Genomic DNA, 24780 nt, shown 5'->3' on the forward strand with positions numbered 1-24780 from the left:
GAGTGGAGGGGGCGGCGCCCGTTCCACTCGCCGGACGGGCGGCCGCGGGGTCTCGGGTCGGGGCGCGGTGGCGGTGGGGCTGCCGTACGGCCGGGCCCGCCCGTACGGGGCGCGGGGCGGCGGTCCGGGGCGCCCCGGGGACGGGTCGGTGTCCGTTACTCGGGACGGGGCGCGCCCGACCGCGTGGGGGCCGATACGGTGGGGGGACCATGAGCGCATCGCAGACCTCTGACATCCCCACCCTTCTTGTCAAGATCTTCGGGAAGGACCGCCCGGGGATCACGGCCGGGCTGTTCGACACCCTGGCCGCCTTCTCCGTTGACGTGATCGACATCGAGCAGGTCGTGACCCGTGGCCGCATCGTTCTGTGCGCGCTCGTCACAAAGCCGACCGTGAGCAGCGAGGGGGAGCTGCGAGCCACCGTGCACAGCTGGACCGAGTCCCTCGGGCTCCAGGCGGAGATCATCTCCGGTACGGGTGACAACCGGCCTCGCGGGTCCGGGCGCTCGCACGTCACGGTCCTCGGTCATCCGCTGACGGCCGAGAACACCGCGGCCATAGCGGCCACGATCACCGGGACGGGCGGCAACATCGACCGTATCTTCCGGCTGGCGAAGTACCCGGTGACGGCCGTGGAGTTCGCGGTGTCGGGTGCGGAGACGGCGCCCCTGCGCACCGCGCTGGCCCGGCAGGCCCACGAGATCGGCGTGGACGTGGCGGTGGTGTCGGCGGGTCTGCACCGCAGGGCGCAGCGGCTGGTCGTCATGGATGTGGACTCGACGCTCATCCAGGACGAGGTGATCGAGCTCTTCGCGGCGCACGCGGGCTGCGAGGAGCAGGTCGCGGAGGTGACGGCGCGGGCGATGCGCGGCGAGCTGGACTTCGAGCAGTCCCTGCACGCGCGCGTGGCGCTGCTCGCCGGGCTGGACGAGTCGGTCGTGGACAAGGTGCGGGCCGAGGTCAGGCTGACCTCCGGGGCGCGCACCCTGATCCGTACGCTCAAGCGGCTCGGTTACCAGGTCGGTGTGGTGTCGGGCGGGTTCACGCAGGTCACGGACGACCTGAAGGTGCGGCTCGGGCTGGACTTCGCGTCGGCCAACACGCTGGAGATCGTCGACGGCAAGCTGACCGGTCGGGTCACCGGCGAGGTCGTCGACCGGGCCGGCAAGGCCCGGTTGCTCCGCCGGTTCGCCGCCGAGGCCGGCGTACCGCTCGCGCAGACGGTGGCGATCGGCGATGGCGCCAACGACCTGGACATGCTGAACACAGCCGGTCTCGGCGTGGCCTTCAACGCCAAGCCGGTGGTGCGCAGGGCGGCGCACACGGCCGTCAGCGTGCCGTTCCTGGACACCGTGCTGTACCTGCTGGGCATCACCCGTGAAGAGGTCGAGGCGGCGGACGCCGACCAGGGCCGGCCGACCGGGTCCGGCCGGCCGGCCGAGTGAGCCCCTCACAACAGGTCCGACAGGGCCGCACATCGGGAAGGCCCGGGCACCTCGCGGTGTCCGGGCCTTCCCGATGGGTGTACGTACGGGCCGGAAGGCCTAGTCGTGGGGCGCCCAGTAGCTGAGCAGGGTGCCCACGCCGTGCTCCACGGACTTCCAGGAGCCGCTGAAGCCGATGACGGCGAAGGCGGAGGTCGGGAAGCCGCCCCGGTTCATCCGCGCCACGGTGTCCCCGTCCGCCTGGCCGGCGAGGGCGTCGGCGACGGCGTGCATGCCGGGGTTGTGCCCGATGACGAGAAGGTCGTTCACGTCCTCGGGGGTTTCGTTGAGCAGCGCGATGATCTCCCCGGGTGAGGCTTCGTAGAGCCGCTCCTCGTACACGGTCCTGGGCCGCTGCGGCAATTCGTGCACCGCCAGCTTCCATGTCTCGCGGGTCCTGGCCGCGGTCGAGCACAGGGCCAGATCGAAGGTGATGCCGGTTTCGGCGAGCCGCCGGCCGGCCACGGGGGCGTCCTTGCGGCCTCGCTCCGCGAGCGGGCGCTCGTGGTCGGACACCTGGGGCCAGTCGGCCTTCGCATGCCGGAGTAGCACGATCCTGCGGGGTGTATCGACGCTCATGCTCCCCAGCTTCGCATGAAACACGCCATGGGGCGGTGGGTGTTGACCAGCTCGCCCGCCTACCGAGCGAGTGTGTGCTGGATCCGCTCGATGATCCGGCCGACCGCCGGGTCGCCGTCCGTCGCGTGCGCCTCACCGCCCCCGGTTATCAGCCCGAAGAGGACCGCGAAGGCGAGCACGGGCAGGGTCACGGCCCACCACGGGAGCCGGGTGGCGGCAGTGCCGCCGGTGCCACCGGTGGTGGCGCGCGTCCGCTGGTACGTACGGGCCGACATGGCCGCCTCCGTGGGTCCGTGGTGCCGAGGTCGAGGTGGCCCCCACGCTACGGATCATGGGCTGCCCGGCCCATCCGGCAGTCCACCCACTCGACCCTGACCCTGGCCCCCTAGGGGATGGTGGGGCCAGCCCCACCGTCCCGGGTCACGGCGAGGCGATGGTCGCGATGATGCCGATGATCACGCCGATCGCCAGCATCGTGCCGAACACGAGGAGGAGCTTCTTCTGACCGTTCTGCGGATTCGGGTCGAGCACAGGCTGCATGGCCCTAGTCTCGCACCTCAGCCCTCGTCCTCGATCGTCCGGTCCCGTCCGGCGACGATCCCCACGATCACCTGCGGCACCATCAGTCCCGCCATCAGCGCGAGGGGGGCGCCCCAGCCGCCGCTGTGCTCGTAGAGGGTGCCCACCAGGGTCGGTCCGGGGATGGAGATGAGGTAGCCGACGCTCTGGGCGAAGGCGGAGAGCCTGACGACGCCGCCCCCGGTCCGGGAGCGCATGCCGATCATGGTGAGGGCGAGCGGGAAGGCGCAGTTGGAGACGCCGAGCAGGAGCGCCCAGGCCCAGGCCCCGGCCGCCGGGGCGAAGTGGAGACCGGCGTACCCGCTCATCCCGCACAGGCCGAGGACGACCACGATGGGGCCCTGGTTCTTCATACGGGTGGCGAGCCGGGGGATGACGAAGGCCAGCGGCACGCCCATCACCATGGTCACGGCGAGCAGCACACCGGCGGTGCCGGCGGAGACCCCCGCGTCCCGGAAGATCTGCGGCATCCAGCCCATGGTGATGTACGCGCCGGTGGCCTGGAGCCCGAAGAAGCAGCCGAGCGCCCAGGCCGTGCGGCTGCGGGTGATCCGCGGGACGGGGGCCTCCGCGTTCCCGGCGCGGTCGGCGGGGCCCGCGGCGCTCCGCGCACCCGTGCCGGTGGCCGCGCCCGGGTCCGTACCCGCACGCGCACCCGCGTCCGGGTCCGCACCCGCGCCCGTGTTCGTACCCGGACCACGGCCCTCGCTCGTCACGGTGACAGCGCCGGCGCCGGCGCCGCCCCCGCGGCGGACGAGCGGGAACCAGGCCACCACGGCGAGGGCTCCCAGGACCGCCCATACGGCCAGGCCGGCGCGCCAGCTGCCGCCGAGCGTGTCCGTGAGGGGGACGGTCGCGGCGGCCGCGAGGGAGGTGCCGAGGGCGAGGGCCATCGAGTACAGGCCCGTCATGGTGCCGACGCGGTCGGGGAAGTACCGCTTGACGATCACCGGCATCAGGACGTTGCTGACGGCGATGCCCATCAGGGCGAGGGCGCTGGCGGCCAGGAACGCGATCGTGCCGCCGGCGAAGGGGCGGATGGCCAGGCCGGCCGTGATGGCCGCCATACCGGCGAACACGATGGCGCCGGGGCCGAAGCGATGGGCGAGCCGGGGGGCGGTGATGCCGAAGACGGCGAAGCAGAGGGGCGGTACGGAGGTGAGGACGCCGGCGACGCCACCGCTCATGTGCAGACCCGTCCGCACCTCCTCCAGGAGGGCGCCGAGGCTGGTGATGGCGGGGCGGAGGTTGAGCGCGGCGAGGACGAGCCCGACGATCAGGAGGCGGGGGAACCACGCCGTGGCCGTGTGTTGGGGAGCGGCTCCGCCGGGGGCAGGCGCCGGGGGACGGGCCCTCGTGTGCGTCTGGGCATGGGTCTGCGGCTCGTCGGACATGGATCCATCATAGAATCATGGGATGATTGGCTGTCCAATCCTCTTTAGAGGGTCTATCCCAGGAGCCAAGGAGCACCATGGCGCTCAGCTCTCCCCGCCGATCCGCGCTCTCCGACCAGGTGATCGCCGAGCTACGGAACCAGATCACCTCGGGCGAGTGGCCGGTCGGCTCCCGGATCCCCACCGAGCCCGAGCTGGTCGAGCAGCTGGGCGTCGCCCGCAACACCGTCCGTGAAGCGGTCAGGGCACTCGCCCACAACGGTCTGCTGGACATCCGCCAGGGCTCCGGCACCTACGTCGTCGCGACCAGCGAACTGGCCGGCGTGATGCACCGGCGGTTCGCGGCCGCCGACCCCCGGCACATCGCCGAACTGCGCTCCACGCTGGAGTCCTCGGCCGCCCGGCTGGCCGCGCAGCGGCGAACGGAGCGGGACATGGGGCAGCTGGACGCCCTCCTCGCCCGGCGTGAGGAGGCCTGGCAGGCAGGCGACGCGGAGCGGTTCGTGGCGGCCGACGCGACCTTCCACCTCGCGGTGGTCGCCGCCTCGCACAACGAGGTCATGTCCGAGCTCTACGCCGACCTGGGGCATCTGCTGCGGGACTGGCTGCGCGACGACGTGGGCCAGGACCTGCGGCCGGAGAACCACCTGGACCACGCGCGGCTGGTGGAGGCCATCAGGGCCGGTGACGCCGGTGCGGCGGCCTCGGAGGCGGCCGGCTACCCGTTCGCGTGCCTCAGCGGCGATCGGGCACCGGCTGGTGACTGATCCAGGCCTCGCGGACCTCCTTCCAGCAGCGCTGGGTCAGCTCCGCGTAGGCCGTGGGGCCCACTTCGACGGGCGCGCTGTCGGAGTCGATGTCCCACCACCGGGCGCACTCGACGTGCAGCTGGACGCGGTCCGTGCCGGGGTTGGGGTTGTGGCAGTACGCGGTGACGCGGGAGCCCTCTACCGACGTACGGCAGGAGGCGACGTACACGTCCTTCTCGGCGGCGTGGGTGTGAGCGGCGAGCGCGATCCCCGACAGCAGGACGGCGGTGGCGGACAGGGCCACCGCCTGCCGGCGCCTCGCCCGGCGCAGCGCGCCGGGCTTCCACCCGTACGCCGCCTCGCGCTCCGCCTGGTACTCCGCTTGGTGCTTCGTCTGGTGCTTCGTCTGGTGTTCCGCCTGGTGCCTGGTACGCACAGCCCACCTCCACCCCGAACTCCACGAGCCACGGACAAGCATTCCGTTCCGCACCAGTCTGCCGTGATTACGGTGACTCTTCGACTCGGGAGTGCTGCGGAACGTACACGAGTGCGAGCGAGAACGCGCGAAGGCCGCGCGCCGCTCCCCCGGAGCGGTGCGCGGCCTTCGGGCGCGCGGTGGACTCAGGCGCCCATGATGTGCACGCCACCGTCGACGTGCACGATCTCGCCGGTCGTCTTCGGGAAGAAGTCCGACAGCAGCGCGACGATGCCGCGGCCGGTGGGCTCCGGGTCCGTCATGTCCCACTCGAGCGGGGAGCGCTCGTCCCACACCTTCGCCAGGTCGGTGAAGCCAGGGATGGACTTGGCGGCCATCGAGCGGAGCGGGCCGGCGGAGATCAGGTTGCAGCGCACGTTCTGCTTGCCGAGGTCACGGGCCACGTAGCGGCTGGTGGCCTCCAGCGCGGCCTTGGCCGGGCCCATCCAGTCGTACTGCGGCCAGGCGAACTGCGCGTCGAAGGTGAGGCCGACGACCGAGCCGCCGTCGCGCATCAGCGGCAGGCAGGCCATCGTCAGGGACTTCAGCGAGAACGCCGAGACGTGCATCGCCGTCGCCACCGACTCGAACGGCGTGTTGAGGAAGTTGCCGCCGAGCGCGTCCTGCGGGGCGAAGCCGATGGAGTGGACGACGCCCTCGAGGCCGCCGAGCTCCTCGCCGACCACGTCCGCGAGCCGGTTCAGGTGCTCGTCGTTGGTGACGTCGAGCTCGATGACCTTGGCGGGCTTGGGGAGCTTCTTGGCGATGCGCTCGGTCAGCGTGGGCCGCGGGAAGGCGGTCAGGATGACCTCGGCGCCCTGCTCCTGGGCCACCTTGGCGGCGTGGAAGGCGATGGAGGACTCCATCAGCACACCCGTGACGAGGATGCGCTTGCCGTCGAGAATTCCGCTCATGTGATCAGTGACCCATGCCCAATCCGCCGTCAACCGGGATGACGGCTCCAGTGATGTACGAGGCGTCGTCGGACGCGAGGAACCGCACCGCGGCGGCGATCTCGTCGGGCTGCGCGTAGCGGCCGAGCGGCACCTGGGCGACGATGCCCGCCCGCTGCTCCTCGGTGAGCACCTTGGTCATGTCGGTGTCGACGAAACCGGGTGCGACGACATTGAACGTGATGTTGCGCGAGCCCAGCTCACGGGCGAGGGAGCGCGCGAAGCCGACCAGGCCGGCCTTGGAGGCGGCGTAGTTGGCCTGGCCCGCCGAACCCAGCAGCCCGACCACCGAGGAGATCAGGACGACCCGGCCCTTCTTGGCGCGCAGCATGCCGCGGTTGGCACGCTTGACGACGCGGAAGGTGCCGGTGAGGTTGGTGTCGAGGACGGAGGTGAAGTCGTCCTCGGACATCCGCATCAGCAACTGGTCCTTGGTGACACCGGCGTTGGCCACCAGCACCTCCACCGGACCGTGCTTCTCCTCGATCTCCTTGTAGGCCTGCTCCACCTGCTCGGCGTCGGTGATGTCGCACCGGACGGCGAGGAAGCCCTCCTTGGCGAGCTCCGCCGGATCGCCGGAGCGGTACGTGATCGCGACCCTGTCGCCGGCGTCGACGAAGGCCCGGGCGATGGCGAGGCCGATGCCCCGGTTGCCTCCGGTGACGAGAACCGAGCGGCTCAACGGATCACCCTTTCCATAAGCGGTGTGGTACCTCGGAAACCTATCGGTCCGGCCCCCGCTACGGAGAATCGACCCCTGACAGTGGCGTAGGGGCGTCACTGTCGGGTCCCTACAGAAGGCCCCTGCGGAAAGCCCTGGGCAGGGAACCGTGCGGCGCGACATGATCGGGGCGACCGGTCTCATACGACAGGAGACATTTCGTGCCTCATTCCATCGACGAAGCCTTCACGGCGCTGCCGCTGCGGGCGCTCGCCGACGCGGCGCTCGCACGGGCCAGGGCCCTGGGCGCCGACCACGCCGACTTCCGTTTCGAGCGGGTGCGCAGCGCCTCGTGGCGGCTGCGGGACGCCAAGCCCGCCGGGTCGTCGGACACCACCGACCTCGGCTACGCGGTACGGGTGGTGCACGGCGGGGCCTGGGGGTTCGCTTCCGGGGTTGACCTGACCATGGACGCGGCCGCCAAGGTGGCGTCCCAGGCCGTGGCCATGGCGAAGCTGTCGGCGCAGGTGATCGCGGCGGCCGGCTCCGACGAACGCGTCGAGCTCGCGGACGAGCCGGTGCACGCGGACCGGACGTGGGTCTCGTCGTACGAGATCGACCCGTTCACCGTGCCGGACTCCGAGAAGAGCGGGCTGCTGGCGGAGTGGAGCGCCCGGCTGCTGCGCGCGGACGGGGTGGCGCACGTGGACGCCTCGCTGCTGACCGTCCACGAGAACAAGTTCTACGCGGACACCGCCGGGACGGTCACCACGCAGCAGCGTGTACGGCTGCATCCCCAGCTCACGGCCGTCGCGGTGGACGGGACGACCGGCGAGTTCGACTCGATGCGGACGATCGCGCCGCCGGCCGGACGCGGCTGGGAGTACCTGACCGGTACCGGCTGGGACTGGGACGGCGAGCTGGAGCGGATCCCGGAGCTGCTGGCCGAGAAGATGCGGGCACCGAGCGTGGAGGCGGGGAGGTACGACCTGGTCGTCGACCCGTCGAACCTCTGGCTGACGATCCACGAGTCGATCGGGCACGCCACGGAGCTGGACCGGGCGCTCGGCTACGAGGCGGCGTACGCGGGGACGTCGTTCGCCACCTTCGACCAGCTGGGGAAGCTGGTGTACGGCTCCCCGATCATGAACGTGACCGGTGACCGGACCGCCGAGCACGGGCTGGCCACGATCGGGTACGACGACGAGGGCGTCGAGGCGCAGAGCTGGGACCTGGTGAAGGACGGCACGCTGGTCGGCTACCAGCTGGACCGGCGGATCGCGAGGCTGACGGGCCTGGGCCGCTCCAACGGCTGCGCGTACGCGGACTCGCCGGGGCACGTGCCGGTACAGCGCATGGCGAACGTGTCGCTCCAGCCGGATCCGGGCGGGCTCTCCACGGAGGACCTGATCGGTGGCGTGGAGCGCGGGATCTACGTGGTCGGCGACCGGTCGTGGTCGATCGACATGCAGCGGTACAACTTCCAGTTCACCGGGCAGCGGTTCTTCCGGATCGAGAACGGACGGCTGGCCGGTCAGCTCCGCGACGTCGCGTACCAGGCGACGACGACGGACTTCTGGGGCTCCATGGAGAAGGTCGGCGGCCCGCAGACGTACGTCCTGGGCGGCGCCTTCAACTGCGGCAAGGCCCAGCCGGGCCAGGTCGCGGCGGTCTCGCACGGCTGCCCCTCCGCCCTGTTCCGGGGCGTGAACATCCTTAACACCGCGCAGGAGGGTGGCCGATGAGCCCCGTAGCGAAGCCGTACGAGATCGTCGAGCGGGCGCTGGAGCTGTCCCGCGCGGACGGGTGTGTCGTCATCGCGGACGAGCACTCGTCCGCCAACCTCCGCTGGGCCGGCAACGCCCTGACCACCAACGGCGTCACCCGCGGCCGGACCCTCACCGTCATCGCCACGGTCGACGGGGCGGAGGGCACCGCGTCCGGCGTGGTGTCCAGGTCGGCGGTGACCGCCGGGGAGCTGGAGCCGCTGGTACGGGCGGCCGAGGCCGCCGCGCGGGGCGCCGGGCCGGCCGAGGACGCGCAGCCGCTGGTGACCGGCGGTGAGGCGTCGCCCGACTTCACGGACGCGCCCGCCGAGACGTCCTCGGCCGTGTTCGCGGACTTCGCGCCCGCGCTGGGCGAGGCGTTCTCCCGGGCACGCGCGGGCGGCCGGGAGCTGTACGGGTTCGCGAACCACGAGCTGACCTCGACGTACCTGGGTACCTCGACGGGGCTGCGGCTGCGCCACGACCAGCCGTCCGGGACGCTGGAGCTCAACGCCAAGTCGCCGGACCGTACCCGGTCGGCGTGGACGGGGCACTCGACGCGGGACTTCAAGGACGTCGACCCGACGGCGCTCGACGCGGAGCTGGCACGGCGCCTGGGCTGGGCCGAGCGCCGTGTCGAGCTGCCCGCCGGGCGGTACGAGACGCTCCTGCCGCCTACCGCCGTCGCCGACCTGCTGATCTACCAGATGTGGTCGTCGGCCGCCCGGGACGCCGCGGAGGGCCGTACCGTCTTCTCCAAGCCGGGCGGCGGGACCCGGATCGGTGAGGCGCTCTCGCCGCTGCCGCTGACGCTGCGCAGTGACCCGAACGAGCCGGGTCTGGAGTCGGCGCCGTTCGTGATCGCGCACGCGTCGGGCGACGACTCGTCGGTCTTCGACAACGGACTGCCGCTGTCGCCCACCGAGTGGGTACGCGACGGCCGGCTGGACCACCTGGTCACCACGCGGCACAGCGCCGGGCTCACCCGGCTGCCCGTCACTCCCGGGATCGGCAACCTCGTCCTGGACGGCGGTGGCGAGCGGTCGCTGGAGGAGATGGTCGCCGCCACGGAACGCGGGCTGCTGCTGACCTGCCTGTGGTACATCCGCGAGGTCGACCCGGCGACGCTGCTGCTGACCGGGCTGACCAGGGACGGCGTGTATCTCGTGGAGAACGGTGAGGTCGTCGGCGAGGTGAACAACTTCCGGTTCAACGAGTCCCCGGTGGACCTGCTGTCGCGGGCCGCGGAGGCGGGGCGGACGGAGCGGACGCTGCCGCGCGAGTGGAGCGACTGGTTCACCCGGGCCGCGATGCCGCCGGTGCGGGTGCCGGACTTCAACATGAGTTCGGTCAGCCAGGGCGTATGACCCCCATAGACTGGCCCGCACATCGTTACATCGTTCAAGGAGACACGACACCGTGACGGACATCGTCGACGAGCTGAAGTGGCGTGGGCTCTTCGCCCAGTCCACCGACGAGGACGCTCTGCGCAAGGCTCTCGCGGACGGTCCGGTCACGTTCTATTGCGGCTTCGACCCCACCGCGGCCAGCCTGCACGTGGGGCACCTGGTGCAGGTGCTCACCGTCCGCCGGCTCCAGCAGGCCGGCCACCGGCCGCTGGCGCTGGTGGGTGGCGCGACGGGGCAGATCGGCGACCCGCGCCCGACCGCGGAGCGCACCCTGAACGATCCCGCGACCGTCGCGCAGTGGGTGAGCCGGCTGCGCTCGCAGATCGAGCCGTTCCTGTCCTTCGAGGGTGAGAACGCCGCGGTCATGGTCAACAACCTGGACTGGACCGCGGGCATGACCGCGATCGAGTTCCTGCGCGACATCGGCAAGCACTTCCGGGTCAACAAGATGCTCACCAAGGACTCGGTCGCCCGGCGGCTGGAGTCGCAGGAGGGCATCAGCTACACCGAATTCAGCTACCAGCTGCTCCAGGGCATGGACTTCCTGGAGCTGTACCGGCGCTACGGCTGTGTGCTCCAGCAGGGCGGCAGCGACCAGTGGGGCAACCTCACGGCGGGCCTGGACCTGATCCACAAGCTGGAGCCGCACGCGCAGGTGCACGCGCTGGCCACCCCGCTGATGACCAAGTCCGACGGCACCAAGTTCGGCAAGACCGAGGGCGGGGCCGTCTGGCTGGACCCGGAGATGACCACGCCGTACGCGTTCTACCAGTTCTGGCTGAACGTGGACGACCGGGACGTCTCCGCCTACATGCGCATCCTCAGCTTCAGGAGCCGCGAGGAGCTGGAGGAGCTGGAGAAGGTCACCGAGGAGCGTCCGCAGGCCCGTACGGCCCAGCGCGCGCTCGCGGAGGAGCTGACGACGCTGGTGCACGGCGCCGAACAGTGCGCCGCGGTGATCGCCGCCTCGAAGGCGCTGTTCGGGCAGGGCGAGCTGGCGGAGCTGGACGAGGCGACGCTGGCCGCGGCGCTCGCGGAGCTGCCGCACGCCAGGGTCACCGAGCCCGGCGCGGTGACGGACCTCTTCGCGGAGGTGGGTCTGGCGCCGAGCAAGTCCGCGGCGCGCCGCACGATCAAGGAGGGCGGCGCGTACGTGAACAACGTCAAGGTGACCGCCGAGGACGCCGTGGTCACCGCCGCCGACCTGCTGCACGGGCGCTGGCTGGTGCTGCGGCGCGGCAAGAAGAACCTGGCGGCGATCGAGGTCGCCCCGGGCTGACGCGCCCGGCTCCGTCGCGAGGCGGCGCCCCGGGAGCGCGCAGGCACCCCGGGGCGTCGCCTCGCCTCGTCCGTCAGGCTCGCCGTTTACTGCCGCTCACTGACATGTAGAGCATGTCACCGAGGCCGACGATGACGACCGCGGCCACGACCTGGAGGGCGTGCCTGCCCCAGTCGATGCCCGGGGTCGCCTCGATGCCGAAGGCCCTGGCGAGGGCATTACCGGCGATGGCACCGATGATGCCGAAGATGGTGATGAGCCACAGCGGACTGTGCTGTTTGCCCGGCAGGATCGCCTTGGCCAGCAGGCCCAGCACGAATCCGACGATAATCGCCCACAACCAGCCCATGGCTGCCTCCTCGGTACGGATTGACGTGAGCAGTCCCGACTAGTCTCGGCCCGACCGGCGTACGGCGCATGTCGGACGGGGCCGTACGTGTGAGGCGCGACCACCCGCGGCCCGGTGACGGACGGCCCCGGTCTCGTATGCGGCGGAGGGCGGGCGTACGGTGGAAACAGGCCGGTCCGCAAGCGTCCGGCGCGAGTGTGCGGGTGGTGGAACGCGATGCGGAAGCACGGGAGCGACGAGGTCTTCCGGATCACCGGCGCCCGTCAGGGCCTGGCGGACGATGTACGGGGCCGGCAACGGCGTTATGTCATCTCGATGTCCGTGCGGACCCTCGCGGTGATCGCGGCCGCGTCCCTGTGGAACGTCCAGCGCCACGTGGCGATCGTCGCACTGGTGCTGGGGGCCGTGCTGCCGTACGTCGCGGTGGTGATCGCCAACGCGGGCCGCGAGAGCGCGCCCCCGCAGCCGCAGGGCTTCGTACCGGCTCCGGAGAATGAGCGCCCGGTACTGTTGCCGGGGCCTCCCGCCGGGGCCGGGGAACGGGCGCATACGGAACCGGCGGCGGAACCGGCGGCGGAGCACCGGGACCGTCAAAAACCCCCGCAGGAGCGCCAGTACGAGCAGAGCTGATTCGTCAGCGGTCTGCAAAGCTCAAGAAAAGCTCAGATCAATCATGTGGTTTCCGTGCACTCCACCCCGGTCCCCGTGACATACTTCGTAGGCGCTCCGCATCCCCCGTCGGAGCGACGGACCGACGCCGGGCAGCTCCCCCCGTGGCTGCCCGGCGTCGCCTTTGTCCGGGTTGTTCGGGCCTTCGTTTGGACGTGTTGTGAGCGACGAAACCACCCCCGTCTGTTCCGCCAAGGGTTGCCGCACGGCGGCGGTGTGGGTGCTGGCGTGGAACAACCCGAAGCTGCACACTCCGGAGCGCCGCAAGACCTGGCTGGCGTGCGACGACCACCGCGAGCACCTGTCCCGGTTCCTGGACGTACGGGCCTTCCTGAAGGACGTGGTCGCACTGTCCGAGTGGGAGTCCCGACCCTCCGGGGAGTGAGCGGCACGGGTCGCCGGGTCAGCCGCCGATCGCCGACATCGGGCGCTCGGGCTGCAGGAAGCTCGGGTCGTCCAGCCCGGACCCGGCCTTCTTACCCCACATCGCGAGCCGCCATATGCGGGCGATCTCCTCGTCCGGCGCGTCCGAGCGCAGGGCTGCCCGCAGGTCCGTCTCCTCCTGGGCGAACAGGCAGGTGCGCACCTGGCCGTCGGCCGTGAGCCTGGTCCGGTCGCAGGCCCGGCAGAAGGGCCGGGTGACGGAGGCGATGACGCCCACCCGGTGCGGCCCGCCGTCGACGATCCAGCGCTCGGCCGGTGCCGAGCCGCGCTTCTCGTCGGGCTCGGGGTCGAGGGTGAAGCGCGTGCGGAGCGACGCGAGGATGTCACCGGCGGTGATCATGCCGTCGCGCTTCCAGCCGTGCTGGGCGTCCAGCGGCATCTGTTCGATGAAGCGCAGCTCGTAGTCGTTCTCGACGGCCCAGGCGAGCAGGTCGGGGGCTTCGTCGTCGTTGAGCCCCGGCATCAGGACCGAGTTGACCTTGACCGGCGTGAGCCCGGCGTCGCGGGCGGCCTGGAGGCCCTCCAGGACGTCCTTGTGGCGGTCCCGGCGGGTGAGGGTCTTGAAGACGTCGGGGCGCAGGGTGTCGAGGGAGACGTTGACCCGGTCCAGACCGGCGGCCTTGAGGGCGGCCGCGGTGCGCTTGAGGCCGATGCCGTTGGTGGTCAGCGACATCCTGGGGCGGGGCTCCAGGGCGGCGCAGCGCTCCACGATCCCGACGAGGCCGGGGCGCAGGAGCGGCTCGCCGCCGGTGAAGCGGACCTCGGTGATGCCGAGGCCGGTGACGGCGATGTCTATCAGCCGGACGATCTCGTCGTCCGTGAGGAGATCGGGCTTGGCGAGCCACTGCAGCCCCTCTTCGGGCATGCAGTACGTGCACCGGAGGTTGCACCGGTCGGTGAGCGAGACGCGCAGGTCGGTGGCGACTCGGCCGTATGTGTCGATGAGCACGGTGGGTGCCCTCCCCCGGTTGCCAGGTTGCGTATACCAAGGAGCCTACGTGACACCGCCGACAACGACACGGGCCATTGTCCACAGGAGCGGCACGGCCGCGTCGTAGGGATCTACGACGATCCCCCGGCGCGGCCGCGTACGGTCGCACACCGTGTGCGCGTCAGTGCGCTCCGACGCCGGTGAGGGACTTGACCTCGAGCTCGGCGTACTTGCCCCGGTCCGGCTCCTCCTTCGACAGCAGGGAGCCGAGCCAGCCGAGCAGGAAGCCCAGCGGGATGGAGATGAGACCCGGGTTCTCCAGCGGGAACCAGGCGAAGTCGGCGCCGGGGAACATCGAGCTGGGCTTGCCGGAGACGACCGGCGAGAACAGCACGAGCGCCACGGACGCGGTCAGGCCGCCGTAGATGGACCAGAGGGCGCCCTGGGTGGTGAACCGCTTCCAGAACAGGCTGTAGAGGATCGTCGGCAGGTTCGCCGACGCGGCGACCGCGAAGGCGAGGGCGACGAGGCCGGCCACGTTCAGGTCGCGGGCCAGCGCGCCGAGCGCGATGGAGACGATGCCGATGAAGACCGTCGCCCAGCGGGCGGCGCGGACCTCCTCCTTGTCGGTGGCCTGCCCCCGGCGGATCACGTTGGCGTAGATGTCGTGCGCGAAGGACGAGGACGAGGCCAGGGTGAGACCGGCGACGACGGCGAGGATGGTGGCGAAGGCGACCGCGGAGATCACGGCGAGCAGGATCGCGCCGCCGGTGGAGCCACCCCCGCCGCCGATCTCCAGCGCGGCCAGCGGCGCGGCGGTGTTGCCCGCCTTGTTGGAGGCGATGATGTCGCCGGGCTTGAGCAGGGCGGCGGCGCCGAAGCCGAGCACGATGGTCATCAGGTAGAAGGCGCCGATGATGCCGATGGCCCAGTTGACGGACTTGCGGGCGGCCTTGGCCGTCGGCACGGTGTAGAAGCGGATCAGGATGTGCGGCAGGCCGGCGGTGCCGAGCACCAGCGCGATGCCGAGCGAGATGAAGTCCAGCTTCGAGGTGCCGGTGGCGCCGTACTTGAGGCCCGGTTCGAGGAAGGCCGAGCCCTTGCCGCTGTTGGCGGCGGCGGTGCCGAGCAGGTCGGAGAGGTTGAAGCCGAACTTCAGCAGGATAAGGAAGGTGATGAGCAGGGTGCCCGCGATGAGCAGGACGGCCTTGACCATCTGCACCCAGGTGGTGCCCTTCATGCCTCCGATGGTCACGTACACGATCATCAGTACGCCGACGAGGGCGACGATCGCGATCTTGCCGCCGTCCGAGGTGATGCCGAGCAGCAGCGAGACGAGGACGCCCGCGCCGGCCATCTGGGCGAGCAGGTAGAAGATCGAGACGACGATGGTGGAGGTGCCCGCGGCGGTGCGGACGGGGCGCTGGCGCATGCGGTACGCGAGGACGTCGCCCATGGTGTACCGGCCGGAGTTGCGCAGCGGTTCGGCGACCAGGAGCAGGGCGACCAGCCAGGCGACCAGGAAGCCGATGGAGTAGAGGAACCCGTCGTACCCGAAGAGGGCGATGGCGCCCGCGATGCCGAGGAACGACGCGGCGGACATGTAGTCGCCGGAGATGGCGAGCCCGTTCTGGAAGCCGGTGAACTGGCGCCCGCCGGCGTAGAAGTCCGAGGCGTTCCTCGTCTGGCGGCCGGCCCAGACGGTGATGAAGAGCGTCGCGACGACGAAGGCCCCGAAGAGCGTGATGATCAGGGGCCGGTGCTCCGAGGCGTCGGACGCGGCGGCCAGCAGGGCCGTGCCGGTGGCGGTTGTGCTGCTCATGCGTCGGCCTCCATACCGGACTCCATGCGGGACTTGATGACCTCGGCCTTGGGGTCGAGCTTCTCGGCGGCGTGCCGGGAGTAGAACCAGGCGATGAGGAAGGTGGTCAGGAACTGGCCGAGGCCGAGGACCAGCGCGACGTTGACGTTGCCGAACACCTTGGTGCCCATGAAGCCGCCCGCGTAGTTGGACAGCAGCACGTACAGCAGGTACCAGGCGATGAAGGCGATGGTCAGGGGGAAGGCGAAGGAGCGGTAGGTGCGGCGCAGCTCGCCGAATTCCGCGCTCTCCTGCACCTCGACGAAAGACTCTGTCGTGGGCTGGGCGGGACTGGTGTCCGTACCGCCCTCGGGCGGCGGTGCATCGGTAACCACGGAAACTCCTCGCGACGCTGGTGCGCTGGGCATGGACAAGAACCTCACGGTGGGGGGCCGGAACTCGCTCGTGCTCTCCCCTGTCAACGGCACGGAAGCAACGGCGACGCGGTTCACCTGGGCCCTTTTTCTTTCCCGAAGTCATTGATGGGCCGGGATGATCGGAGATAACTTCGCTCGTCATGCACCTGTCCACGCACAACCGGTGCGTGGGCGGCTCTCAGGATGATGTGGAGAACCCATGGCTCATCTGCGATCGGGACGCGCGCGAATACTCGCGCTGCCCGCCGGTCTGGCGCTCACGGCCTCGCTCGGTCTGCTGCCGGCCACCGCGGCCTCGGCCGCCCCGCTGGACGAGACCACGACCGCCGGGGCCGCCGCCGTCGCGACGAACGGCCCGAAGATGTCGTACGTCGTGAACGTGACGGGCGGTCACTCCACCGCCAAGGCGGTGAAGAAGGCGATATCCGCGGCGGGCGGCACCGTGGTGATCGCCTATGACCAGATCGGTGTCATCGTCGTCCACTCGCAGAACCCGGACTTCGCCACCACGATCCGCGGAGTGCGGGGGGTGAAGTCGGCGGGGGCCACCAGGACCGCGCCGCTCGCCGCCCAGACCACCACCGACGTCGACGCGGAGCAGCCCCTGTCCGCCAAGGAGGCACGGGCGGCGGCCGACCGGGCGGACGACGACCAGGACCCGTTCGAGCCCCTGCAGTGGGACCTGCCGGCCATCAAGGCGGACAAGGCCCACGAGAAGTCGCTCGGCAGCGAGAAGGTCACCGTCGCCGTCCTGGACACGGGTGTCGACGACACCCACCCGGACCTGGCCCCCAACTTCGACCGCGCGGCGTCCGCGAACTGCGTGACCGGCGCGCCGGACACCACCGAGGGTTCCTGGCGGCCCGGCCCGGCCGAGAGCGACCACGGAACGCACGTGGCCGGCACCATCGCCGCCGCGAAGAACGGCGTCGGGATCACCGGTGTCGCGCCGGGCGTGAAGGTCTCCGGCATCAAGGTGTCCAACCCCGACGGCTTCTTCTACACCGAGTCCGTGGTCTGCGGCTTCGTCTGGGCGGCCGAGCACGGCGTCGAGGTGACGAACAACAGCTACTACGTCGACCCGTGGCTGTACACGTGCAAGAACGACCTGGACCAGGGCGCCCTGGTGGAGGCGTTGCAGCGGGCCACGCGGTACGCGGAGCGCAAGGGCGCGGTCAACGTCGCCGCGGCGGGCAACGCCCGTACGGACCTGGCGGCGGACGAGATCGTCGACAGGACCAGCCCCAACGACACCACTCCGGTGGAGCGGGTCATCGACCCCGAGGTGTGCCCGGACGTGCCGGCCATGCTCGACGGTGTGGTGACGGTCTCCGCGACGGGCGCGAAGGGGCTGAAGTCCTCGTACTCCAACTACGGTCTGGGTGTGGTGGACATCGCCGCCCCGGGCGGTGACTCGACGGCGTTCCAGCCGCCGGAGGCGCCGGCCACCAACGGGCTGATCCTGTCGACGCTGCCCGGCGGCAAGTACGGCTACAAGGCCGGTACGTCGATGGCGTCGCCGCACGTCGCCGGTGTCGCCGCGCTGATCAAGTCGACGCGCCCGTACGCGTCGCCCGCCCTGGTGAAGGCGCTGCTGTACAAGCAGGCCGACGACACCGCCTGCACCAACCCGTACGACATCAACGGCGACGGCACGGTCGACGCGGTGTGCGAGGGCGGCAAGCGTGACAACGGCTTCTACGGCAAGGGCATGACCGACGCCCTGGACGCGGTCCGGCGGTAACGGACCGGTGCCTTCGGCCCCGGGCGCGGTGCGCCGCACCGCGTCCGGGGCCTCGCCGTGTGAACCCTTCCCGCATGGTGGCACCGAGTGCCATAGTGCTGGTATGGAGCCTGCCATTTCCGTCGGTACGTCCCACGCCTGGGCGGCACTCGGTGCCGATCCGGCCCTTCTGGAGCGGGTCTCGTACGGCGGCCCCACGGACGGCCTGCCCGCGCGGCTGCCCGTGCTGGAGCTGGCGCGCGCGACCGTCGCGGTCTGCTCCCTCGCCGCCGCCGAGCTGGCCGCCGTACGCACCGGGCGGCCGGTGCCGCGGGTGCGCGTCGACGACGGGGCGGTGGCCACCGCTTTCCTCAGTGACCGGCTGGTCAGGGTCGACGGGCGGGCGTGGACGGCGTTCGCACCGCTGTCGCGGTTCTGGCGGGCGGCGGACGGGTGGGTGCGCACGCACGCCAACTACCCGCACCACCGGGACCGGCTCCTGCGCGCGCTCGGGCTGCCGGACGGGGCGGGGGCGGACGCGGTCGCCGGGGCGATCGCGGGGCGGCGCGCCGTGGACGTGGAGGACGCCGTGTACGCGGCGGGCGGCCTCGCCGTCGCCGTGCGCGGGGTGCCGCAGTGGGCGGCGCACGAGCAGGGCGCCCTGGTGCCCGCGCGGCCGCTGCTGACGCTGGAGCGGATGGAGCACCCCGCGGCGACGGGGCCCACGCGCGCGTGGAGCCGGATCACCGGTACGGGTACACCGCAGCTGCCGTGCGCCGGGCTGCGGGTGCTGGACCTCACGCGGGTGCTGGCGGGGCCGGTCGCCACGCGGACGCTCGCGCTGCTGGGCGCGGACGTCCTGCGGATCGACGCGCCGCACCTGCCGGAGAGCCAGGAGGCCCACAACGACACCGGGATGGGCAAGCGCTCGACGATCCTGAACCTCGGGCACGGTACGGACCACCGCGTGTTCGAGGAGCTGCTCGCGGGCGCCGACGTGGTGGTCACCGGATACCGGCCGGGTGCGCTGGACCGGTTCGGGCTCGGTGCCGAGGCGCTCGCCGAGCGCCGCCCCGGCCTGGTCGTCGCCCAGTTGTCGGCGTGGGGCCGGTACGGACCGTGGCACGGGCGGCGCGGCTTCGACAGCCTGGTGCAGGCGGCGACGGGCATCGCCGTGCTGGAGGGCCACGACGGGGAACCCGGCGCGCTGCCCGCCCAGGCCCTCGACCACGGCACCGGATATCTGCTGGCCGCCTCCGTGCTGCGGGCGCTGACCGGACAGCACGGGCCGGACGGCGGCGGTACGTGGCTCGCCCGGTCGGCCCTCACACAGACCGCGCACTGGCTGGTGCACGGCCTGGCCCGGACACCGGGACGGGGCGGCGGCCACGACCCCGAGCGCTGGACGGCCACGAGGGACAGCCCCATGGGACGGCTGCGGCACGCGTTGCCGCCGCTCTCGTACGAAGGAGGCCCCGCGAACTGGGCCCGCCCGCCCGGCCGGTGGGGCACGGACGCCCCCCGGTGGGCCACGGCCACGGACTGAGGGGGACCGGCGGGCGGCCGCTGAACGCCGCATCATGACCAGCGGCCGGTGTGCCGGTGCCGACGGGACCGGGGTGGCCGCCCCCAGGTCGCTCGCCCTTTCCGGCCCCACGGAACTCCACCAGTTGACCGGTGTGGCGCCGCCGCCCGGGGTCACCGGCTGAAGCCCGACGAGCCGGCACCGCTGGGCCCCGGAACACTCACCGGGCCGAGGGGGCCGGAGGCACGCTGCCCATGGCGGTGTGAGCTGCCCCATGGACGCGGCACGGAGCCGGGTTGGCGGCCGGCCGGCCGCCCGCCAACCCGGCGGAAACCTGTGGCCGGGTCAACTGCCCGCCCGCGCGCGGGACCAGGGGGCGGGTTCGTCAACCGGGGGCCGTGCGCGGCATGCCCGGCGACGGCGTTGTCAGTGGCGGCCTCTATTCTCAGTGACCATGCTCGACGACCGTACGACAGCAGCACCGTGGCCGGCCGCCTACCCGACACAGGGGTACGCGGTCGTCGACGTGGAGACCACCGGCCTCGCCCGCGACGACCGGATAGTGTCCGCCGCCGTCTACCGGCTCGACGCGCAGGGCAATGTGGAGGACCACTGGTACACGCTGGTCAATCCGGAGCGCGACCCGGGCCCGGTGTGGATCCACGGTCTGACGAGTGACGTACTGGAGGGGGCGCCGCTCTTCGGGGACGTCGCGGCGGAGTTCTCCGCGCGGCTCGACGGCCGGGTGCTCGTCGCGCACAACGCCATGTTCGACTGGTCGATGATCGCCCGCGAGTACGCGCGGGCGGAGCGGACGGCGCCGGTGCGGCAGCGGCTGTGCACCATCGCGCTCTCCAAGGAGCTGGGGCTGCCGCTGGCCAACTTCAAGCTGCAGACGCTGGCCACGCACTTCGGAGTCGTACAGCGCCGGGCGCACAACGCGCTGGACGACGCGCGTGTGCTGGCCGAGGCCTTCCGTCCGAGCCTGCACGCGGCGGCGGAGCGGGGCGTACGGCTGCCGCTGCTGGAGTGCCGTCCACTCACCGAGTGGGCGTCCTCACCCGCCGCGCCGGCGGTGCCGCGCATCGGGCGGCAGGCTTCGTACCACGGCAACAGCTGGCGGCCGTCACGCAAGCGGCCGGCCTGTCCGTACCCCAACCCCGGCCGCTACGAAGCGGACAAACCACTCAAGCAGGGCATGCGGGTGGCGTTCTCGGGTGACACCTCCATCGATCGCGAGCTGCTGGAGGACCGGGCGGTCGAAGCCGGCCTCCATGTGGCCACCAGCGTCTCCCGGCTGACCAGCCTGCTCGTCACCAACGACCCGGACGCCGCCACCTCCAAGACGGTCAAGGCCAAGTCGTTCGGCACACCGATCGTCGACGAGGCGGCGTTCACCCAGCTGCTGGGCGACGTGGCCCCGGCCGACGAGTAGGCGGACGAGCAGGCAGACGGGTGACCGCCGGGCGTTTCACCGCCCCATACGGAACGCCGGACCGCACCCTGTGGCGCATGGCACGTTGTGAGGTCTGCGGAAACGATTACGGCATGTCCTTCGAGGTGCACGCGCAAGGCGCCGTGCACGTCTTCGACTGCTTCGCCTGCGCCATCCACCGCATGGCGCCCATCTGCGAGCACTGCCGGGTCCAGATCATCGGCCAGGGCGTCGAGGCCGACGGCCAGTGGTTCTGCGGGGCGCACTGCGCCCGCGCGGAGAAGGGCCAGGTGGGCATCGTCGACAAGGTGTGACCCGAGGCCACCCGGTGCTCACGGGCGACCCACGGCACCCGGCCGGGAACGCTTCCCCTCCACGGCCGGGGGCCACGCGACCGGGCCCGCGTCCACGACCGGGCCCAGGTCCCAACAGCCGGGACCACGTCCCGCTGCCGGTACCAGGTCCCACTGCCGGGGCCGCGTCCACAGCCGGGACCAGGTCCAGCGCCGGAACCAGTTCCACGGTCGAGGGCCCCACGGTCGAGGGCCCCGCGGCCGGAAGCGCGCGGCCTCTCTCCGGGCGCTCCCCGCCGGGCGGTCCCCCGCCGGGCGGACGGGACCCACCCTCCGGGACCGGGACACGAGCAGGTACGGTCGAAGCCGTGTACCGCTTCCTGTTGTCCCGGCAGTGGGTGATCCTCACCCTCATCGCCCTCGTCCTCATCCCCGTGATGATCGAGCTGGGCTTCTGGCAGTTCCACCGGCACGAGCGCCGGGTCGCCCAGAACCAGCTGATCGAGGACAACCTGAAGGCGGAGCCCGTCCCCGTGACGGAGCTCACCTCCCCCGGTCACACCGTCCCCCGCTCCGACTACTGGCGGCGTGTCACCGCCACCGGCACCTTCGACACGGACCACGAGGTCGTCGTACGCCGCCGGACCAACGCCGACGAACGGATCGGCGTCCTCGTGCTGACCCCCCTCGTCCTCGACGACGGCCGCACGATCCTCGTCAACCGGGGCTGGATCCCGGCAGCCGCCGACCAGAAGTCGTTCCCGGCGGTGCCGCCCGCTCCCAAGGGCGAGGTCACCGTCACCGGGCGCCTCAAGGCGGACGAGACGACCAGTGCCAGCGGCATCAAGAACCTCAGCGGGCTGCCACCCCGCCAGGTCATGCTGATCAACAGCGGGCAGCAGGCGGAGAGGCTGGGCCGCGAGGTGCTCGGCGGCTACCTGGAACAGACCGCGCCGACCCCGGCCGGCGACACCCCGGAGCTGATCCCGGAGCCCGACCACGACTCCATCGGCGCGCACATGGCGTACGCGGTCCAGTGGTGGCTGTTCGCGGCGGGCGTGCCGGTCGGCTGGGTGGTGCTGGTACGCCGGGAGAAGCACGACCGCGAGACCACCGCCGGCGCCGCCACCGGCCATGGCCCCGGCCCCGGCCCCGGCGAGCCGGAACCGGCCGCACACGCACCCGCTTAGCCGCCGGTCCGGGCGGGAAGACGCCTCAGCGTGACGCAACGCATCGAGGACTACGCTCTCATCGGGGACCTGCAGACGGCGGCGCTGGTCGGCAAGAACGGTTCGATCGACTGGCTGTGCCTGCCGCGCTTCGACTCGGCGGCCTGTTTCGCCGCCCTGCTCGGCGACGAGGAGAACGGCCACTGGCGGATCGCGCCCAAAGACGGACATACCTGCACCCGGCGCCGCTACGTCGGTGACTCCCTCGTCCTGGAGTCCATCTGGGAGACCCGCACCGGCACGGTGAAAGTGCTGGACTTCATGCCCCAGCGCGACGAGGCACCCGACGTCGTACGCATCGTGGAAGGGGTCACCGGCACGGTCGAGATGGCGGCGGTGCTGCGCCTGCGCTTCGACTTCGGGTCCGTGGTGCCCTGGGTACGCCGGACGGACGGCCACCGGGTGGCGATCGCCGGCCCCGACTCGATATGGCTGCGGAGCGAGCCGGAGGTCAAGACATGGGGTCAGCAGTTCAGCACGTGCTCCTCGTTCACCGTCGGCGCGGGCGAGAAGGTGGCGTTCGTCCTGACCTGGCACCCCTCCCACCAGCCCCGCCCGCCGCTGATCGACCCGTACGAGGCGCTGGAGCACACCATCGAGGACTGGGAGTCCTGGTCCGCGCAGTGCACCTACGAAGGACCCCATCGGGAGGCCGTGATGCGCTCGCTCATCACCCTCAAGGCGCTGACGTACGGCCCCACGGGCGGGATCGTCGCCGCGCCGACGACCTCGTTGCCGGAGGAGATCGGAGGCGTACGGAACTGGGACTACCGTTTCTGCTGGCTGCGCGACTCGACGCTCACCCTGGGCGCGCTGGTGTCGGCCGGCTACCTCGACGAGGCGGCGGCGTGGCGCGACTGGCTGCTTCGGGCGGTGGCCGGTGATCCGGCGGACATCCAGATCATGTACGGGGTCGCGGGCGAGCGCCGGCTGCCGGAGACGGAGCTGCCGTGGCTGCGGGGGTACGCCGGGTCGGCGCCCGTCCGGACCGGCAACGCCGCGGTACAGCAGTTGCAGCTCGACGTGTACGGGGAGGTCATCGACTCCCTGTACCTGGCGCGCGAGGCGGGGCTGGCGACGCATGCACACGCGTGGAACCTCCAGCTGAGCCTGCTGGGGTTCCTGGAGTCGACGTGGCGGCAGCCCGACGAGGGGCTGTGGGAAGTACGCGGGCCGCGCCGCCACTTCGTGCACTCCAAGATCATGGCCTGGGTCGCCGCCGACCGAGCGGTGCGCTCCCTGGAGCAGGACCCGTCGCTGCGCGGGGACGTGGGCCGGTGGCGGGCGATGCGCGACGAGGTGCACCGGGAGGTGTGCGAGAAGGGGTACGACCCGGAACGGAACACCTTCACCCAGTCCTACGGCTCCCAGGAGCTGGACGCGGCGACGCTGCTGATCCCCCGGGTCGGTTTCCTGCCGCCGGACGACCCGCGCGTCGTCGGCACGGTCGACGCGGTGTGGGCGGAACTGAACCACAACGGATTCATCAAGCGGTACACCACCGAGGGCGTGCCGGTCGACGGGCTGCCGGGGGACGAGGGAACGTTCCTCGTCTGCTCCTTCTGGATGGCGGACGCCCTGCGGATGACCGGCCGCACCAAGGAGGCTCGGCAGCTGTTCGAACGGCTGCTGTCGCTCCGCAACGACGTGGGGCTGCTCGCCGAGGAGTACGACGCCTCGGCGCGGCGGCAGTTGGGCAACTTCCCGCAGGCGTTCAGCCACATCGGCCTGGTGGGGACGGCCCTCGCGCTGGCACGGGAGGAGACGGCAGTATAGGTCCATGGATCTTGGACTGAAGGACCGTGTGTACATCGTGACCGGCGCCTCGCGCGGGCTGGGCAACGCCTCCGCGCGCGCTCTGGTCGCGGACGGCGCGAAGGTCGTGCTCTCGTCGCGCGACGAGAAGGCGGTGGCCCGGGCCGCCGCCGAGCTGGGTTCCGGCGCGGTGGGCGTCGCGGCGGACAACGCCGACCCGGCGACCCCCGAGCGGCTGATCGCCGCCGCCCGGACGCACTTCGGACGCTTCGACGGCGTCCTCGTCAGCGTGGGTGGCCCGGCCCCCGGGCGAGCGGCGGACAACACGGACGAGCAGTGGCAGGCGGCGTTCGACTCGGTGTACCTGGGCGCGGTACGGATGGCCCGGGCGGCGGCCGCGGCGCTGGCGGAGGGCGGCGTGATCGGGTTCGTCCTGTCCGGATCGGTGCACGAGCCGATCCCGGGGCTGACGATCTCCAACGGGCTCCGCCCGGGGCTCGCGGGCTTCGCGAAGTCCCTCGCCAACGACCTGGGGCCGAGCGGCATCCGGGTGGTCGGCCTACTGCCGGGCCGTATCGACACCGACCGGGTCCGCGAGCTGGACGCCCTGTCCGGGGACCCGTCGGCGGCCCGCGCCGCGTCCGAGTCCCGCGTTCCGCTGCGCCGTTACGGCACCCCGGAGGAGTTCGGCAAGGCCGCGGCGTTCCTCCTCTCCCCGGCCGCCTCTTATCTGACGGGCGTGATGCTTCCCGTCGACGGCGGCGCCCGCCACGGCTTCTGACCCCGCGTCCCCGGCACACACGGCGCACGGGCCCGGGCCGCCGGACGTGGACACCGGCCGCCCGGGCCGCCGCGTCCCTG

At 71.7% G+C, this 24780-nt stretch carries 25 protein-coding genes; 14 read left to right on the top strand and 11 right to left on the bottom strand.

The features are described from left to right. Positions 1-209: 209 nt before the first annotated feature. Positions 210-1445, top strand: coding sequence for a phosphoserine phosphatase SerB (gene serB, locus ABD347_RS23265; RefSeq protein WP_344364554.1), 1236 nt, complete (start codon positions 210-212; stop codon positions 1443-1445). 99 nt (positions 1446-1544) lie between these two features. Here the strand turns inward: serB and ABD347_RS23270 are convergent, their stop codons facing one another. The 4 genes from ABD347_RS23270 to ABD347_RS23285 all read right to left on the bottom strand — a co-directional run bounded on the left by ABD347_RS23270 (position 1545) and on the right by ABD347_RS23285 (position 4036). After that, positions 1545-2063, bottom strand: coding sequence for a SixA phosphatase family protein (locus tag ABD347_RS23270; protein ID WP_344364557.1), 519 nt, complete (start codon positions 2061-2063; stop codon positions 1545-1547). 59 nt (positions 2064-2122) lie between these two features. After that, entirely contained in the window at positions 2123-2338 is a 216-nt protein-coding gene (locus ABD347_RS23275; protein WP_344364560.1) for a hypothetical protein, read from the bottom strand. Between the two features lie 145 nt (positions 2339-2483). Beyond that, positions 2484-2603, bottom strand: a complete 120-nt coding sequence (locus ABD347_RS23280; protein ID WP_344364562.1) for an SGM_5486 family transporter-associated protein — start codon at positions 2601-2603, stop codon at positions 2484-2486. A 17-nt stretch (positions 2604-2620) separates the two neighbouring features. Further along, the gene (locus ABD347_RS23285; RefSeq protein WP_344364564.1) at positions 2621-4036 is read right to left on the bottom strand and encodes a CynX/NimT family MFS transporter; all 1416 of its coding nucleotides are present in this window, start codon (positions 4034-4036) and stop codon (positions 2621-2623) included. Between the two features lie 77 nt (positions 4037-4113). On the opposite strand from ABD347_RS23285, the gene ABD347_RS23290 reads away from it, so the two are divergent. Beyond that, entirely contained in the window at positions 4114-4803 is a 690-nt protein-coding gene (locus ABD347_RS23290; RefSeq protein WP_344364567.1) for a FadR/GntR family transcriptional regulator, read from the top strand. Here ABD347_RS23290 and ABD347_RS23295 read toward each other — a convergent pair. The 3 genes from ABD347_RS23295 to fabG all read right to left on the bottom strand — a co-directional run bounded on the left by ABD347_RS23295 (position 4772) and on the right by fabG (position 6895). Further along, the gene (locus ABD347_RS23295; RefSeq protein WP_344364569.1) at positions 4772-5221 is read right to left on the bottom strand and encodes a hypothetical protein; all 450 of its coding nucleotides are present in this window, start codon (positions 5219-5221) and stop codon (positions 4772-4774) included. The genes ABD347_RS23290 and ABD347_RS23295 overlap by 32 nt on opposite strands. A gap of 185 nt (positions 5222-5406) precedes the next feature. Then, positions 5407-6174 (bottom strand): enoyl-ACP reductase FabI, encoded by a 768-nt coding sequence (gene fabI, locus ABD347_RS23300; RefSeq protein ID WP_344364572.1) that lies wholly within the window; start codon positions 6172-6174, stop codon positions 5407-5409. A 4-nt stretch (positions 6175-6178) separates the two neighbouring features. Then, positions 6179-6895 carry a 3-oxoacyl-[acyl-carrier-protein] reductase gene (fabG, locus tag ABD347_RS23305; protein ID WP_344364575.1) on the bottom strand — a complete coding sequence of 239 codons (717 nt, stop codon included), beginning with the start codon at positions 6893-6895 and terminating at the stop codon, positions 6179-6181. A 200-nt stretch (positions 6896-7095) separates the two neighbouring features. Between fabG and ABD347_RS23310 the strand changes: the two genes are divergently transcribed. Genes ABD347_RS23310 through tyrS form a run of 3 tightly spaced genes read left to right on the top strand, consistent with a single transcriptional unit; the run spans position 7096 to position 11328 of the window. After that, on the top strand, positions 7096-8619 hold the full coding sequence (locus ABD347_RS23310) for a TldD/PmbA family protein (RefSeq protein WP_344364577.1): 1524 nt from the start codon (positions 7096-7098) through the stop codon (positions 8617-8619). Then, a complete protein-coding gene (locus ABD347_RS23315; protein WP_344364579.1) occupies positions 8616-10007 on the top strand; it encodes a metallopeptidase TldD-related protein in 1392 nt (463 codons plus the stop codon). The genes ABD347_RS23310 and ABD347_RS23315 overlap by 4 nt, the downstream gene beginning before the upstream one ends. Positions 10008-10059: 52 nt before the next feature. After that, a complete protein-coding gene (gene tyrS / locus ABD347_RS23320) occupies positions 10060-11328 on the top strand; it encodes a tyrosine--tRNA ligase (RefSeq protein WP_344364581.1) in 1269 nt (422 codons plus the stop codon). Between the two features lie 73 nt (positions 11329-11401). Here the strand turns inward: tyrS and ABD347_RS23325 are convergent, their stop codons facing one another. Further along, positions 11402-11677: a GlsB/YeaQ/YmgE family stress response membrane protein gene (locus tag ABD347_RS23325; protein WP_344364583.1), complete on the bottom strand. Its 276-nt coding sequence runs from the start codon at positions 11675-11677 to the stop codon at positions 11402-11404. A gap of 216 nt (positions 11678-11893) precedes the next feature. On the opposite strand from ABD347_RS23325, the gene ABD347_RS23330 reads away from it, so the two are divergent. Further along, complete coding sequence (locus ABD347_RS23330) at positions 11894-12307, top strand: DUF3099 domain-containing protein (RefSeq protein ID WP_344364585.1); 414 nt, start codon at positions 11894-11896, stop codon at positions 12305-12307. Positions 12308-12506: 199 nt separating this feature from the next. Then, entirely contained in the window at positions 12507-12731 is a 225-nt protein-coding gene (locus ABD347_RS23335; RefSeq protein ID WP_344364587.1) for a hypothetical protein, read from the top strand. Between the two features lie 18 nt (positions 12732-12749). Here ABD347_RS23335 and moaA read toward each other — a convergent pair whose 3' ends face one another. From moaA to ABD347_RS23350, 3 genes are all read right to left on the bottom strand, one after another. Further along, positions 12750-13739, bottom strand: coding sequence for a GTP 3',8-cyclase MoaA (gene moaA / locus ABD347_RS23340; protein WP_344364588.1), 990 nt, complete (start codon positions 13737-13739; stop codon positions 12750-12752). Between the two features lie 163 nt (positions 13740-13902). Continuing rightward, positions 13903-15543: a solute symporter family protein gene (locus tag ABD347_RS23345; RefSeq protein ID WP_344364590.1), complete on the bottom strand. Its 1641-nt coding sequence runs from the start codon at positions 15541-15543 to the stop codon at positions 13903-13905. Next, positions 15540-15917, bottom strand: coding sequence for a DUF485 domain-containing protein (locus tag ABD347_RS23350; protein ID WP_344364592.1), 378 nt, complete (start codon positions 15915-15917; stop codon positions 15540-15542). Before ABD347_RS23350 ends, ABD347_RS23345 begins: the two co-directional genes overlap by 4 nt. 241 nt (positions 15918-16158) lie before the next feature. Between ABD347_RS23350 and ABD347_RS23355 the strand changes: the two genes are divergently transcribed. The 7 genes from ABD347_RS23355 (at position 16159) to ABD347_RS23385 (ending at position 24700) form a co-directional block, all read left to right on the top strand. Next, complete coding sequence (locus tag ABD347_RS23355) at positions 16159-17703, top strand: S8 family peptidase (protein WP_344364594.1); 1545 nt, start codon at positions 16159-16161, stop codon at positions 17701-17703. Between the two features lie 103 nt (positions 17704-17806). Continuing rightward, positions 17807-19228 carry a CoA transferase gene (locus tag ABD347_RS23360; protein ID WP_344364595.1) on the top strand — a complete coding sequence of 474 codons (1422 nt, stop codon included), beginning with the start codon at positions 17807-17809 and terminating at the stop codon, positions 19226-19228. Between the two features lie 427 nt (positions 19229-19655). Then, positions 19656-20642: a DEDDh family exonuclease gene (locus ABD347_RS23365; RefSeq protein WP_344364597.1), complete on the top strand. Its 987-nt coding sequence runs from the start codon at positions 19656-19658 to the stop codon at positions 20640-20642. A gap of 77 nt (positions 20643-20719) precedes the next feature. Next, the gene (locus ABD347_RS23370) at positions 20720-20956 is read left to right on the top strand and encodes a hypothetical protein (RefSeq protein ID WP_064071372.1); all 237 of its coding nucleotides are present in this window, start codon (positions 20720-20722) and stop codon (positions 20954-20956) included. Positions 20957-21303: 347 nt separating this feature from the next. Continuing rightward, positions 21304-22125 (top strand): SURF1 family cytochrome oxidase biogenesis protein, encoded by an 822-nt coding sequence (locus ABD347_RS23375; RefSeq protein WP_344364601.1) that lies wholly within the window; start codon positions 21304-21306, stop codon positions 22123-22125. A gap of 30 nt (positions 22126-22155) precedes the next feature. Then, positions 22156-23940 (top strand): glycoside hydrolase family 15 protein, encoded by a 1785-nt coding sequence (locus ABD347_RS23380; protein ID WP_344364603.1) that lies wholly within the window; start codon positions 22156-22158, stop codon positions 23938-23940. 4 nt (positions 23941-23944) lie between these two features. Continuing rightward, entirely contained in the window at positions 23945-24700 is a 756-nt protein-coding gene (locus ABD347_RS23385) for an SDR family oxidoreductase (RefSeq protein WP_344364606.1), read from the top strand. Positions 24701-24780: the final 80 nt, after the last annotated feature.

It is taken from the genome of Streptomyces gobitricini, assembly GCF_039532985.1.
Lineage (GTDB): Bacteria > Actinomycetota > Actinomycetes > Streptomycetales > Streptomycetaceae > Streptomyces > Streptomyces gobitricini.

Coding starts and splice junctions, on each gene's coding strand:
- serB (WP_344364554.1), top strand. CDS start 210: ATGAGCGCATCGCAGACCTCTGACATCCCCACCCTTCTTGTCAAGATC.
- ABD347_RS23270 (WP_344364557.1), bottom strand. CDS start 2,063: ATGAGCGTCGATACACCCCGCAGGATCGTGCTACTCCGGCATGCGAAG.
- ABD347_RS23275 (WP_344364560.1), bottom strand. CDS start 2,338: ATGTCGGCCCGTACGTACCAGCGGACGCGCGCCACCACCGGTGGCACC.
- ABD347_RS23280 (WP_344364562.1), bottom strand. CDS start 2,603: ATGCAGCCTGTGCTCGACCCGAATCCGCAGAACGGTCAGAAGAAGCTC.
- ABD347_RS23285 (WP_344364564.1), bottom strand. CDS start 4,036: ATGTCCGACGAGCCGCAGACCCATGCCCAGACGCACACGAGGGCCCGT.
- ABD347_RS23290 (WP_344364567.1), top strand. CDS start 4,114: ATGGCGCTCAGCTCTCCCCGCCGATCCGCGCTCTCCGACCAGGTGATC.
- fabI (WP_344364572.1), bottom strand. CDS start 6,174: ATGAGCGGAATTCTCGACGGCAAGCGCATCCTCGTCACGGGTGTGCTG.
- ABD347_RS23315 (WP_344364579.1), top strand. CDS start 8,616: ATGAGCCCCGTAGCGAAGCCGTACGAGATCGTCGAGCGGGCGCTGGAG.
- ABD347_RS23325 (WP_344364583.1), bottom strand. CDS start 11,677: ATGGGCTGGTTGTGGGCGATTATCGTCGGATTCGTGCTGGGCCTGCTG.
- ABD347_RS23330 (WP_344364585.1), top strand. CDS start 11,894: ATGCGGAAGCACGGGAGCGACGAGGTCTTCCGGATCACCGGCGCCCGT.
- ABD347_RS23345 (WP_344364590.1), bottom strand. CDS start 15,543: ATGAGCAGCACAACCGCCACCGGCACGGCCCTGCTGGCCGCCGCGTCC.
- ABD347_RS23355 (WP_344364594.1), top strand. CDS start 16,159: ATGGCTCATCTGCGATCGGGACGCGCGCGAATACTCGCGCTGCCCGCC.
- ABD347_RS23360 (WP_344364595.1), top strand. CDS start 17,807: ATGGAGCCTGCCATTTCCGTCGGTACGTCCCACGCCTGGGCGGCACTC.
- ABD347_RS23370 (WP_064071372.1), top strand. CDS start 20,720: ATGGCACGTTGTGAGGTCTGCGGAAACGATTACGGCATGTCCTTCGAG.
- ABD347_RS23385 (WP_344364606.1), top strand. CDS start 23,945: ATGGATCTTGGACTGAAGGACCGTGTGTACATCGTGACCGGCGCCTCG.